Here is a 12,618-nt window from a genome sequence, read left to right on the forward strand (position 1 = left end):
TCACGGTTATCGGGTTCCCCACATGTAGGTCTGCTTCTTCAGCTTCAGATAGACGAAGCTCTCGGTGGAGCGCACGCCCGGCAGGGCCCGGATGCGTTTGTTGATGACGTCCAGCAGGTGGTCGTCGTCCTCGCAGACGATCTCGGCGAGGACGTCGAACGAGCCCGCGGTCATCACCACGTACTCGACCTCGGACATGTCGGTGAGCGCTTCCGCCACGGACTCCACGTCGCCCTCGACGTTGATCCCGACCATCGCCTGCCGCCGGAAGCCCACGGTGAGCGGGTCGGTGACGGCGACGATCTGCATCACGCCCTGGTCGAGCAGCTTCTGGACGCGCTGGCGTACGGCCGCCTCCGACAGGCCGACGGCCTTGCCGATCGCGGCGTACGGCCGGCGGCCGTCCTCCTGGAGCTGCTCGATGATGGCGAGGCTGACGGCATCCAGGTGAGGGGTGCTGCCGCTCCTGGACTCGCGGGAGTCCCTGTGCTCTGCGCTTCGACTGGCCACGACGTCACTGTGCACGACAGCTCGACAGTTCCGCAAGGTCGAGGCGATGAAATTCGTTGTTTACGTGAGTGAGATCTACGGATTCCGCAGCCCCGGCGTGATCGGGGGTGTTGAAAACGCGGGCGGGCGGATTAGGGTGGGTGTCTCAGTACATGGACACCCCCAGCAGTCAGAAACCGATCAGGAGGCCCGGCAGTGAGCACCGAGCTGCGTCCGATGCGCAAACTACGGAATTACATCGCCGGTGAGTTCCGGGACGCCGCCGACGGACGGACCACCGAGGTGGTCAACCCGGCGACGGGCGAGGCGTACGCGACGGCGCCGCTGTCCGGCCGGGCGGACGTCGACGCCGCGATGGCCGCCGCCGCCGAGGCGTTCCCGGGCTGGCGCGACACCACGCCCGCCGAGCGTCAGAAGGCCCTGCTGAAGATCGCGGACGCCTTCGAGGAGCGCGCCGAGGAGCTCATCGCGGCCGAGGTGGAGAACACGGGCAAGCCCGTCGGGCTCACCCGCTCCGAGGAGATCCCGCCCATGGTCGACCAGATCCGCTTCTTCGCGGGCGCGGCCCGGATGCTCGAGGGGCGCTCGGCCGGCGAGTACATGGACGGGATGACCTCGATCGTGCGCCGGGAGCCGGTCGGCGTCTGCGCGCAGGTCGCGCCGTGGAACTACCCGATGATGATGGCCGTGTGGAAGTTCGCCCCGGCGATCGCGGCGGGCAACACGGTCGTCCTCAAGCCCTCGGACACCACCCCGGCGTCCACCGTCCTGATCGCCGACATCGTCGGCTCGATCCTGCCCAAGGGCGTCTTCAACGTCGTCACCGGCGACCGGGACACCGGCCGGCTGATGGTGGAGCACCCCACCCCGGCGATGGCCTCCATCACCGGCTCGGTCCGCGCGGGCATGTCGGTCGCCGAGTCGGCGTCCAGGGACCTCAAGCGGGTCCACCTGGAGCTGGGCGGCAAGGCGCCCGTCGTCGTCTTCGAGGACACCGACATCGCCAAGGCCGTCGAGGACATCTCCGTGGCGGGTTACTTCAACGCCGGCCAGGACTGCACGGCCGCCACGCGCGTCCTCGTCCAGGAGTCCATCCACGACGAGTTCGTGGCCGCGCTCGCGAAGGCCGCGTCCGAGACGAAGACCGGGCAGCCGGACGACGAGGACGTGCTGTACGGCCCGCTGAACAACCCCAACCAGCTCAAGCAGGTGTCCGGCTTCATCGAACGGCTGCCCGCGCACGCGAAGGTCGAAGCGGGCGGCAAGCAGGTCGGCGACAAGGGCTACTTCTACGCCGCGACCGTGGTGTCCGGGCTGAAGCAGGACGACGAGATCATCCAGAACGAGGTCTTCGGACCGGTCATCACCGTCCAGTCCTTCACCGACGAGGAGCAGGCGGTGGAGTGGGCCAACGGCGTCGACTACGCCCTCGCCTCCTCGGTGTGGACCAAGGACCACGGCCGCGCCATGCGGATGTCCAAGAAGCTCGACTTCGGCTGCGTGTGGATCAACACCCACATCCCGCTGGTCGCCGAGATGCCGCACGGCGGCTTCAAGAAGTCCGGCTACGGCAAGGACCTCTCGGGCTACGGCTTCGACGACTACACCCGCATCAAGCACGTCATGACGTCCCTGGACGCGTAGCGCTCCGCGGGCCGGCCGGGATCTCGCGGGCGGCCGTTCGTGGTGGGGTGCGGGTGAGTTGTCGTGGTGGTCGCGCAGTTCCCCGCGCGCCTTGGGGAGTTCGGCCCTCGGTTGCCTGAACCGGGGGCCGTCCGCTGTGCCCTTGACGGGTCGATGGTCGGCAGGGTGTCGGGTTGTGGCGGGCACGCTCGCCACTGATCCCTGACGCCAGGCCCCCCGCCCCCCCCGGCTCTCCCGCCCCCCCCGGCTTTCCCGCCCCCCGGCTCTCCCGCCCCTCCCCGCTCTCCCGCCCCTCCCCGCTCTCCCGCCCCTCCCCAGCTCTCCCGCCCCACCCGTCTCCCGGCCCTCTCCTCTCCCGGGTTTCGGCTTTGCCATCTCTTTACAACCTGGGTGCGGGCTGTCTCGTCTCTTCGTCCGATCCGTCAACGGACCGATGAAAGAGAGCGATTCATGCGACTCATGTCCCGAACCGGCTTTGCCGGCCTGGCAGTTGTGGGCGCCGCCCTGCTGGCGGGCGCAACGCCCGCACTCGCCGACTCGGGGACGCCGGCCCCGGTGCCCACCACCGCCGGGCGGGCCGCCACCCCGGCCCCCTCCGAGGCCCCCTCCGACGCCTCCGCCATGCCGACCACCGCTCCCGCCGAGTCCGGCAGGACGCCGTCGACGGTGCCGAGCCAGGTCGGCGTGGTGCCCAGGGGAGGGGCCGGGACCGGTGTCGGCGAGCCTTCGTCCGAGGGGCACGGCGCACTGATCGGCGGCGCGGCCGCGGCGTCCGCTGCGGCCGGCGTGGTCTTCCACGTCGTACGCCGCCGGAGGGCGTCCGGCGCATGAGCCCGCTCTCCAGGCGCGCCGCGGCCCTGACGGCCCTGGCGGTGCTGCTGCTCACGAGCTGTGGCGGCGGCGAGACGCCGGCGGCCGTACCGGACGCCGGCGCGTCCGCCTCGGGCCCCGCCTCCTCCTCGGCCTCCTCGGCTCCCTCCGTGACCGCGGGGCGGCCGGTGCGTCCGCTCGCGCGGTCGGCGCCGGTCGGGCTGCGGATCGCGGCCATCGGGGTCGACACCCCGGTCATGCGGCTGGGGCTGGCCGCCGACGGCAGCGTCCAGGTGCCTCCGGTCGAGAAGCACGACCGGGCGGGGTGGTACGAGCACTCGCCGACGCCCGGGCAGACCGGGCCGTCGGTGATCCTCGGTCACGTCACGGTCGGCCGCTACGGCGACGGAGTCTTCCGCCGCCTGGGCCGGCTGCGTGCCGGCGACCGGATCGCGGCGCGTCTGGAGAACGGCACGACGGCCGAGTTCGCCGTCACCGAGGTGCGCACCGTCGACAAGGCGCGCTTTCCCACACAGGACGTCTACGGGAACGTGGACCGCCCCGAACTGCGTCTCATCACGTGCGGCGGCCCCCGCACCGGCGACGGATACCGTGACAACGTGATCGTCTTCGCCGTGCTGAGCGCCGGGTCGAGCACGGGATCGAACACCGGGCCGGGCGTCGCGCCGAGCGGCTCGAGCAGTTCTGCGGGAGAACGTTGAAACGGTCACGCTCGCGCGACAGGGCGGCGTCCGAGCTGTTCGCCGCCCTCTATCCACGCCTGGCCGGCTGGTGCCGCCGTCTCGTCGACGACGACGAGACGGCGCACGAGATCGCGTCGGAGGCGTTCACCCGGCTGTGGGCCCGCTGGACGTCGGTGGCGGAACCCCAGGGCTTCCTCTTCGTCACCGCCGCCAACCTCGTCCGCGATCACTGGCGCAAGCTCGAGCGGGAACGCCGGGCCGTGCGCCGCGCCACCGTCGAGGCCGCGATCGCCCCGCCCGCCGAACCGGCCGACCCCTCGGTGCGGATGCTCGTGCAGTCCCTGCCCGACCGGCTGCGCGTCCCGATCCTGCTGCACTACTACGCTGACATGCCGATCCGGGAGGTGTCCGCGCTGACCGGGCGCAAGGAAGGGACCGTCAAGGCCGATCTGCACGCGGCCCGTGAACTGCTCCGCGCCCACCTGAGGAGAAGCCTTGATCACGCCCGTTGACGACTTCGACGACGGCCGCCGGGACCTCGCCCCGGACGACCCCCTCGCCGTCGTCCTGCGGCCCGCGTCCGGTCGTCTCGCGCCGCCGCCCGGCAGCTACGAGAGGGTCCGCCGCGGTGCGCGCCGCCGCCGGACCCTGCGCGCCGCGGCCGCGGCCGGCGCCACCTGCGCCGTCGCCGCGCTCGCCGTCCTGCTGCCGCTGCGCCCGAGCACCTCAGGGACGCCGCCGCCCGCGATCCCGCTCGCCCCGCCCCCGGCGAGCGGCCCGGCGACCGTGCCCGCCCCGGCGACCGTGCCCGCCCCGGCGGCCTCGCCGACCCCGGTCGCCGAGGACCCTACCGAGGGGGCGACCGCGACCCCGCCGGACGCCCGGGCCTCGACTGCTCCCACCGACACCGCTGCCTCCACCGGTGGCCCCAGCCGTGACCCGTCGCCGTCGCCGTCACCGCCGAGGCAGACCGGGACCCGTCCGGCTCCGGCGGAGACGAGCGAGGGGTCCGTCATGCCGTCCGCCGCGGCCACGCGCCGTTGACGCCCGTCGTGGACGGCGCTCCGCGGAGCTGCCCGCGAAACAGGTTTTGAACGTGTTCAATTTCGGCGTACGCTGCCGTCATGAGCGACAGAGCCGCCCTGGTGAAGGGCATTCGTGTCTGGCTGGCCCTCTTCGTCGTCTGTCTGGTGCTCAGCGGCGTCACGGCCTTCCCGCTCGTCCATGAACTGCGCTGGACGGAGGAGTTGCTGCGCGCGCTGTCCGTGCCGGAGCGGCTGCCCGGCGCGATGGAGTGGATCGAGCGCGTCCGGCGCGGCCTCGACGCCGCCGACGCCGACCACCCGTTCCTGCTCTACGGCACGGACTGGCTGGCCTTCGCCCACCTCGTGATCGCCGTCGCGTTCTACGGCCCCTACCGTGACCCGGTCCGCAACGTCTGGGTCGTGGAGTTCGCGATGATCGCCTGCGCCGGGATCGTCCCGCTCGCGCTGATCTGCGGACCGATCCGGGGCATTCCCCTCTGGTGGAGCGTGATCGACATCTCCTTCGGCGTGTTCGGGATCGTCCCGTTGTACGTCGTGCGCGGGAAGATCCAGCGGCTGGCGCAGAGCGGCCCGAACCCCTGGACGGCGCCCGCGGTGTGAGCGCCGCGGCTGGGAGGCGAGGGGGAGGGGCGTGAGGGGGAGGGACGCGAGGGGGAGGGGCGCGAGGGGCAGGGGAGGGAAAAGTGTTATCCCCGGCCGTCGCGGCCCGTCCCCTCAGATGTGATCTCCGACATTGCCAACCACGGGGGCCCGGCTGAGAGGGTGCGGGCATGAGGACGCACGTCGACGCCGAGACCGGGCGGCGCTGGCGCGCCACGATCACGGCGGCGCAGGCAGGTGACCGGGAGGCGCTGGACGAACTGGTGGCGGGCTGGCTGCCGCTCGTCTACAACGTCGTCGGCCGGGCCCTCAACGGCCACGCGGACGTGGACGACGTCGTCCAGGAGACCATGCTGCGGGCCGTCGGCAACCTCGGCTCGCTGCGCGACCCCGACAGCTTCCGCTCCTGGCTGGTGGCCATCGCCATGCGTCAGGTACGTGACCGGGCCCGCCGCAGGACCGCCGCCCCCCTCGACGAGAGCGCGACCCCGGACGGGACCGCCGACTTCGCCGAACTCACCGTGCTGCGGCTGCAGTTGGAGGGGCAGCGGCGGGAGGTCGCGGAAGCGGTGCGCTGGCTGGACGACGAGGACCGGCAGCTGCTGTCCCTGTGGTGGCTGGAGGTCGCGGGCGAGCTCACCCGGCGCGAGCTGGCCGCGGCCGTCGGCATCAGCCGGCAGCACGCGGCGGTGCGCGTGCAGCGGGTCAAGGAACGTCTGGAGGTCTCCCGGGGCATCGTGCGCGCCCTCGCCGGCGCCTGCCCCGGTCTGCGCGAACTGACCGCCCGCTGGACCGGCCGCCCCGACTCCGTCTGGCGCAAGCGGCTGGCCCGGCACATCCGCGGCTGCGGCTACTGCGACGGCGCCTGCGAGACCGTCGTACCGGCGGAACGGCTGCTCGTGGGGATCGCCCTGGTGCCCGTCCCGGCCGGAGTCGCGATCTCGCTCGTCCTCGGCGGCAAGACGGCGGCCGCGGCCACGGGCGCCGCCTCCGTCGGCTGGTCCGCGAAGGTGCTGACCGCGCTGACCAAGCCGGCCGTCGTGGTCACGGCCGGCGCGACGCTCGCCGCGGGCGGCGCGTACGTCGTCGTGCAGCCCCCCGACGACCCGCCCGGACGCGCGGCCGTCGCGCCGACGGCGCCCGCCGCGCCCGCCGCCTCCGCGTCGGGCGGGGCCGTCCCCGAGGCCTCGCCGTCGCCGTCGCCCTCGCCGTCGAAGAGCGTGCGGAGGGCGGCCCGGTACGGCAGCGTCGTCGACGCCGTCGACCGCGCGCCCGACCCGAAGACCCCGCCGGCCGCCCTGCCGGAGCGGCCCGCCTCCGGCGTCACCAGCAGCGGTGGCGCCCACGCCACCATGAACCACCGCGGGGACAGCGTGACGCTCAGCGGACAGGGCTATGTCCTCGTGCGCTGGCAGATATCGCCCCAGCACCGGTCCGGGGCCCTGGTCATGCCGAGCTGGACCGGCCTCAGGGGCAGGCTCTTCCATGTGGCCTCCGGCGGCGGACGCCGGATGGACGACCCCGTCGGCACGGACGGCACGGCCACCGGCATGGGCGACCGGGTCACCGGCTACACCGTCCTGCCGCCGGGCGCCCAGCAGATGTGGCAGAACGAGTACTTCTATCTCACCGGCACCGTCACGCTCACCGTGAACGAGCGGGGCGCCGACTACGGCCTCAACGTCTTCCCGACGACCTGGGACGCCGTGGAGAAGGACGTCACGAGCGGCCCCGGCCGGGGCGTGCGGCGCTACGGGCTGGTCCGCGACACCGGCGGGGACGACACACCGGTCCCGCAGTACGCGACCCGGGAGACCCCGGCCGACCCCGCGACCGTGCCGCAGCGCTCCCGCGTGTGACGGCGGGGCTCAGCCCTCCTTGCGCAGCGCGGTCAGGAGGTCGATGCGGTTCGTGGTGATCGAGTCGACGCCCAGGCCGACGAGCCGCCGCAGGGAACGCCGGGTGTCGGGGGTCCAGACGGAGAGCAGGTGGCCGTCCCGGTGGACGCGCGCGGCGAGATCCCGGTCCACCAGGGAGAAGCGGTAGTTGAGCCAGCGCGGCTTCACCGCCGCGAGCAGCGCCGGGCGCGGGGGCGCCAGACTCGTGCAGGTGAGCGCGATCTCGGCGGACGGGTCGGCGGCGCGCACGGCGAGCATCGCGACGGCGCCCGCGCAGTAGTACACCCGGTCCGCCGCCCCTGCCTCGCGCACGGCGTCGACGATCCGCCGTGCCGTGCCCGCCTCCCGGGTGCCGGGCAGGTCGAGCATCAGCCGGCTGCCCTCGGTCGCCGCGAGCGCCTCCGCGAGCGTCGGCACCGCGCCGGCCGTCAGTCCGCGCACCTCGGCCGCGGACAACGAGGCCAGCGGACGGTCCTGCCCCCACAGCCGCTTCAACGTCGCGTCGTGCAGCAGCACGGGCACGCCGTCCCTGGTGAGCCGTACGTCACACTCCACGGCGTCCGCGCCCAGGTCGAGCGCGGAACGCAGCGAGGCGATCGTGTTCTCACGGAGGCGGTAGGGGTCGCCGCGATGGGCCACGGCGGTCACGTTCTGCATGAGCCCATGGTGCCGGACCCGGACCCGGACCCGACCCGACCCGGCGTGGGCACGGGAGCGGGGGTTCCGGTCAGGGGGCGAGCCACCCGGTGGCGTACGCGTCGATCTCGGTCCGCAGCCGGGCCTTGCCGGCCTCGTCCAGGAAGGCCGCCTCGACCGCGTTCTTCGCGAGACCGGCGACGCCCCGCTCGTCGAGGTCGAGGAGCCGGGCGGCGACCGCGTACTCGTTGTTCAGGTCGGTGCCGAACATGGGCGGGTCGTCGGAGTTGACCGTGACCAGGACGCCGGCCTTCACGAACTCCCTGATCGGGTGTTCGTCGAGGGTGCGGACCGCACGCGTGGCGATGTTCGAGGTCGGGCACACCTCCAGGGCGATGCGGTGTTCGGCGAGGTGTGCGAGCAGCTTCTCGTCCTGCGCGGAGCTGGTGCCGTGTCCGATGCGCTCGGCGCGCAGATGCGTGAGCGCGTCCCACACCGTCTGCGGGCCGGTGGTCTCGCCGGCGTGCGGCGCCGAGCGCAGCCCGGCGGCGATCGCCCGGTCGAAGTACGGCTTGAACTGTGGGCGTTCCACGCCGACCTCGGGCCCGCCGAGCCCGAAGGAGACCAGTCCCTCCGGGCGGATCCGGTCGTCGGTGGCGAGCCGGGTCGTCTCCTCGGCGGCCTCGAGACCGGCCTCGCCGGGGATGTCGAAGCACCAGCGCAGCACGGTCCCGAACTCCGCCTCGGCCGCCTTGCGGGCGTCCTCGATGGCGTCCATGAAGGCGCGTTCGTCGATGCCGCGCCGGGTGGAGGAGAAGGGGGTGACGGTCAGCTCGGCGTACCGCACCTGCTGACGGGCCAGGTCCCGGGCGACCTCGTAGGTGAGCAGCCGGACGTCCTCGGGGGTGCGGATGAGATCGACGACGGACAGGTAGACCTCGATGAAGTGGGCGAAGTCCGTGAACGTGAAGTAGTCGGCGAGAGCCTCGGGGTCGGTGGGCACCTTGGAGTCGGGGTGCCGGGCGGCCAGCTCGGAGACGATGCGGGGGGACGCGGAGCCGACGTGGTGGACGTGCAGCTCGGCCTTGGGCAGCCCGGCGACGAAGGCGTGCAGACCGCGGGCTCCGGCCGCCGCCGCGGCGGTGGGTCCTGCGGGCACGCCGGAGACGGGGGAGCCGGAGGCGGCGGCTGCCGAGGATGCGTCGAGGCGGTCGGTCATGGGGTCCTCCCCGGGACGGCGCCCCGGGCCGTGCGGGCCGGACGGGACGCGGGTGATCGGCTGATCGATGAGTCCCGATCATCGTAGGCGGACGCCCGGGTGACGCGGACGCCCGGACGCCCGGACGCCGGAGGTCTGGAGGCCCGGAAGTGCGGTGGAGGGGTGCGTGTGGGCCTTGCGCGGGGTGCGGCCCGCTGACGGCCTCGGCGGCCACGGGCCGTAGCATGACGGAACGTACGCAGGGCGGGACGGTGTACGGATGACGGAACGCAGAGCGACCGTCCGGTCGAGGGGCGACAGAGGGGATCCACGCATGTCCGACGACGCGCCGACTCCGGCCGGTGACGCCGCCCACGACCCGTGGCCCGCACCCGCCTCCGACGCGACGGACGGACCGCGGGACGCGGAGCCCGGGAGGCCCCGGGTGCCGTTGGACAAGGCCGCCCCGGCCGGCAGTGCTCCGGACGCGGCCTCCCCGCCCCCGCCGAACCCATGGGCGGCGCCCGGTGGCGAGGCGCGGAGCGGCCCCGGCCACACCGTCGCCGCGAACGAACCGCTCGCGCCCGGCACCGGCGGGCCCACAGCGCAGGACCAGGCGCCGCCCTCCGTCCACGACCAGCGGACGATGACCTCGTTGCCCGGCGTGACGCCGCAGCCTTGGGCCGACCCGTTCGGCGGACCGCAGCCGAACGGCACGCTCGGCGGCTTCCCGCCGCCGGGTCCCGCCACGGCCGCGGGCGGTCCGCCGCCCGGCCACTTCGCCCCTCCGGCGCACGGCGGGCCGGTGCCTCCGCCGCCCATCGCTCCCGACGGCCCCGGGCAGGTCCCGTACGGCTACCCCGGCGGCTACGGCTATCCGTCGCACCCGCACTACGGCGGCGCGCCCGGTCTCTACGGCTGGGGCGGCGGGGTCGGGGACAACAACGGACTGGGCGTGGCCGGGCTGGTGCTCGGGATCCTCGCCTCCGTCGTCTTCTGTCTGTGGCCGCTGGCCATCGTCTTCGGCATCCTGGGTGTCGTGTTCGGCGCGATCGGGCGTGGAAAGGCCCGCCGCGGTGAGGCGTCGAACCCCGGTCAGGCGCTGGCCGGGATCATCTGCGGCGCGGTGGGCATGGTGCTGGCGATCGGCGTGGGCGTCCTGACGATCGTGGCCCCCTAGCACCGCCCCTGCCCCTATCGCCCGCCCCGCGCTCCCTGCCCCCGGGCCTCCTGCCCTGCGCCTCCGCCCCCTGCCTCAGGCCTGTGTCAGCAGCCGCTCTCGGGCCTGCATCAGGGCGAAGCCCAGCAGGTTCAGGCCGCGCCAGCGCTCGGGGTTCATCGCCGCCTCGTCGTCCGCTGCCAGGCCGATGCCCCACACGCGGTCCATCGGGCTCGCCTCGACCAGCACCCTCGAGTGGGTGCCCAGCAGGAACGAGCTCAGCGCGGGGTCCGAGGCGAACTTGTGGACGCTGCCCTCGACGACGATCCGGAACCGCTCCCGCTCCCAGGTCGTGTCGTCGAAGCCGCGGACCAGCCGCCCCTCCTTCTTCGCCTGGGCGGGCGACCTGGCGGCCAGCGCCCGCTTCTCCGCCTCCGGGTCCTCGAAGAGCCGCGCTTTCGCGGCCATCATCCAGTGCTCCGCGGTCGCATAGGCGACGCCGTCGACCACGAACGGTGACGGCCACCACTGGCTGAGGCAGCTCACGCCGATCCGCCCGTCCGGCCGCGGACGGTGGCCCCAGAAGTGCAGGTACTTGACGCGCGCCCCCGACCGGACCGCCCTGACCAGGGATTCCCGGCTGTCAATCGTCTCCATGCACCAGAGGATGGCACGCGCCACTGACAGAGCGTCCTGCCTTATCCGTCGGGACTCGACACCTGGTCGACCCCTCGCCGACAGATTCCGTCGCGTAACCAAAAGGCAACAACGGAATCCCTTGTTGGAGTGCCCTTGCTCTGTCAGGATCGGCAATCAAATCAGGCTGGAGCTACGCCACCCGCCCCCGCGCACAGCGGGGCGAAGGCGGAGGAGAGCGACATGCAGGACCGGTTTCCCGCGCAGCGGTTGTTCGCGGAAGGCGCCCAGTACATCGACGGCCGCCTCGCCCGTGGCGACTCGGGGCGCGCCCACGCCGTGATCGACCCCGCCACCGGTGAGGAGGTCTACACCTACGACCTGGCGGGCACGGACACCGTCGACGCGGCCGTGGCCGCGGCCCGGGCCGCTTTTCCCGACTGGGCGGGCCTCACGCCGGGCGAGCGTTCCGACGCCCTGCACCGTTTCGCCGCGGTCCTCGCCGACCGCGCCGAGGACTTCTCCCGTGCCGAGTCCCTGCAGTGCGGCAAGCCGCTGAAGCTGACCCGGGAGTTCGACGTCCCGGGGACGATCGACAACACCGCCTTCTTCGCGGGCGCCGCCCGGCATCTCGCGGGCCAGTCCGCCGGCGAGTACTCCGGCGACCACACCTCGTACGTCCGCCGGGAACCCATCGGTGTCGTCGGCTCCGTCGCCCCCTGGAACTACCCCCTTCAGATGGCGGCCTGGAAGATCCTCCCGGCGATCGCCGCGGGCAACACGATCGTGCTCAAGCCCGCCGAGCTCACCCCGCTCACCTCGCTGCTGTTCGCCCGGGCGGCGTCGGAGGCCGGGATCCCCGACGGTGTGATCAACATCGTCACCGGGACCGGACGGGAGGCGGGCGAGCACCTCGTCGGCCACCCCGACGTCGTCATGACCTCCTTCACCGGCTCCACCGCCGTCGGCAGGCGGGTCGCCGAGATCGCCACCGCGACCGTCAAGCGGCTCCACCTGGAGCTCGGCGGCAAGGCGCCCTTCGTCGTCTTCGAGGACGCCGATCTGGAGGCCGCCGTCCACGGCGCGGTCGCCGGCTCGCTCATCAACACCGGGCAGGACTGCACGGCCGCCACGCGCGCGTACGTGCAACGGCCGCTCTACGAGGCCTTCGTCGAGCGGACGGCCGCCCTGATGGAGACCGTGCGGGTCGGGGACCCGTTCGCCGCGGGCACCGACCTCGGCCCACTCGTGTCGCACGCGCAGCGCGACCGGGTCGCCGCCTTCGTCGACCGGGCGCGCGGCTACGCGCGCGTGGTGACGGGCGGTGAGGCGCCCCAGGGCGAGCTCAAGAACGGCGCCTACTATCTGCCCACCCTGATCGCGGACGCGGCCCAGGACAGCGAGGCCGTCCAGTCGGAGATCTTCGGGCCGGTGCTGGTCGTCCTGCCCTTCGACACCGACGACGAGGGCGTCCGGCTGGCCAACGACACCCCCTACGGGCTCGCGGCCTCGGCGTGGACCCGGGACGTCTTCCGGGCGAACCGTGCGACACGGGAGATCAAGGCCGGGTGCGTGTGGATCAACGACCACATCCCGATCATCAGCGAGATGCCGCACGGCGGTTACAAGGCCTCCGGCTTCGGCAAGGACATGTCAGCGTACTCGTTCGAGGAGTACACGCAGGTAAAGCACGTTATGTTCGATAACACGGCGGTGGCCCGCAAGCCCTGGCACCGCACGGTCTTCGGGGACTCATAAGCGACGACGAACGGCCGCA

General features: G+C 73.1%; 13 protein-coding genes. 9 read left to right on the top strand and 4 right to left on the bottom strand.

Annotated elements, in window-relative coordinates; all coding sequences use genetic code 11:
- Positions 1 to 6 precede the first annotated feature (6 nt).
- A complete protein-coding gene (locus QF032_RS28055) occupies positions 7 to 525 on the bottom strand; it encodes an Lrp/AsnC family transcriptional regulator (protein WP_306949058.1) in 519 nt (172 codons plus the stop codon).
- 180 nt (positions 526 to 705) lie between these two features.
- Between QF032_RS28055 and QF032_RS28060 the strand changes: the two genes are divergently transcribed.
- The 7 genes from QF032_RS28060 to QF032_RS28090 all read left to right on the top strand — a co-directional run bounded on the left by QF032_RS28060 (position 706) and on the right by QF032_RS28090 (position 7,173).
- A complete protein-coding gene (locus tag QF032_RS28060) occupies positions 706 to 2,154 on the top strand; it encodes a gamma-aminobutyraldehyde dehydrogenase (RefSeq protein ID WP_107441689.1) in 1,449 nt (482 codons plus the stop codon).
- Between the two features lie 459 nt (positions 2,155 to 2,613).
- On the top strand, positions 2,614 to 2,985 hold the full coding sequence (locus QF032_RS28065) for a sortase-dependent protein (RefSeq protein WP_307060401.1): 372 nt from the start codon (positions 2,614 to 2,616) through the stop codon (positions 2,983 to 2,985).
- Entirely contained in the window at positions 2,982 to 3,686 is a 705-nt protein-coding gene (locus QF032_RS28070; RefSeq protein WP_307057922.1) for a class F sortase, read from the top strand. Before QF032_RS28065 ends, QF032_RS28070 begins: the two co-directional genes overlap by 4 nt.
- Positions 3,683 to 4,180, top strand: a complete 498-nt coding sequence (locus QF032_RS28075) for an RNA polymerase sigma factor (RefSeq protein WP_306949055.1) — start codon at positions 3,683 to 3,685, stop codon at positions 4,178 to 4,180. The genes QF032_RS28070 and QF032_RS28075 overlap by 4 nt, the downstream gene beginning before the upstream one ends.
- Positions 4,164 to 4,712 carry a hypothetical protein gene (locus tag QF032_RS28080; RefSeq protein ID WP_307057924.1) on the top strand — a complete coding sequence of 183 codons (549 nt, stop codon included), beginning with the start codon at positions 4,164 to 4,166 and terminating at the stop codon, positions 4,710 to 4,712. The genes QF032_RS28075 and QF032_RS28080 overlap by 17 nt, the downstream gene beginning before the upstream one ends.
- An 80-nt stretch (positions 4,713 to 4,792) precedes the next feature.
- Positions 4,793 to 5,314, top strand: coding sequence for a hypothetical protein (locus QF032_RS28085; protein ID WP_307046264.1), 522 nt, complete (start codon positions 4,793 to 4,795; stop codon positions 5,312 to 5,314).
- Positions 5,315 to 5,484: 170 nt separating this feature from the next.
- Entirely contained in the window at positions 5,485 to 7,173 is a 1,689-nt protein-coding gene (locus tag QF032_RS28090) for an RNA polymerase sigma factor (RefSeq protein ID WP_307046266.1), read from the top strand.
- 9 nt (positions 7,174 to 7,182) lie between these two features.
- Here QF032_RS28090 and QF032_RS28095 read toward each other — a convergent pair whose 3' ends face one another.
- A complete protein-coding gene (locus tag QF032_RS28095; protein WP_307046268.1) occupies positions 7,183 to 7,869 on the bottom strand; it encodes a glycerophosphodiester phosphodiesterase in 687 nt (228 codons plus the stop codon).
- 70 nt (positions 7,870 to 7,939) lie between these two features.
- Entirely contained in the window at positions 7,940 to 9,067 is a 1,128-nt protein-coding gene (locus tag QF032_RS28100; RefSeq protein WP_307046270.1) for an adenosine deaminase, read from the bottom strand.
- Between the two features lie 313 nt (positions 9,068 to 9,380).
- Between QF032_RS28100 and QF032_RS28105 the strand changes: the two genes are divergently transcribed.
- On the top strand, positions 9,381 to 10,226 hold the full coding sequence (locus QF032_RS28105) for a DUF4190 domain-containing protein (protein WP_307057926.1): 846 nt from the start codon (positions 9,381 to 9,383) through the stop codon (positions 10,224 to 10,226).
- A 75-nt stretch (positions 10,227 to 10,301) separates the two neighbouring features.
- On the opposite strand, the gene QF032_RS28110 is transcribed toward QF032_RS28105, so the two are convergent.
- The gene (locus QF032_RS28110; protein WP_307046271.1) at positions 10,302 to 10,862 is read right to left on the bottom strand and encodes an NADAR family protein; all 561 of its coding nucleotides are present in this window, start codon (positions 10,860 to 10,862) and stop codon (positions 10,302 to 10,304) included.
- 222 nt (positions 10,863 to 11,084) lie between these two features.
- Here QF032_RS28110 and QF032_RS28115 point away from each other — a divergent pair, with 222 nt between their 5' ends.
- Positions 11,085 to 12,599: a gamma-aminobutyraldehyde dehydrogenase gene (locus QF032_RS28115; RefSeq protein ID WP_307057928.1), complete on the top strand. Its 1,515-nt coding sequence runs from the start codon at positions 11,085 to 11,087 to the stop codon at positions 12,597 to 12,599.
- The last annotated feature ends 19 nt before the right edge of the window (positions 12,600 to 12,618 follow it).

This window comes from Streptomyces achromogenes (assembly GCF_030816715.1).
GTDB classification, from domain to species: Bacteria; Actinomycetota; Actinomycetes; order Streptomycetales; family Streptomycetaceae; genus Streptomyces; species Streptomyces achromogenes_A.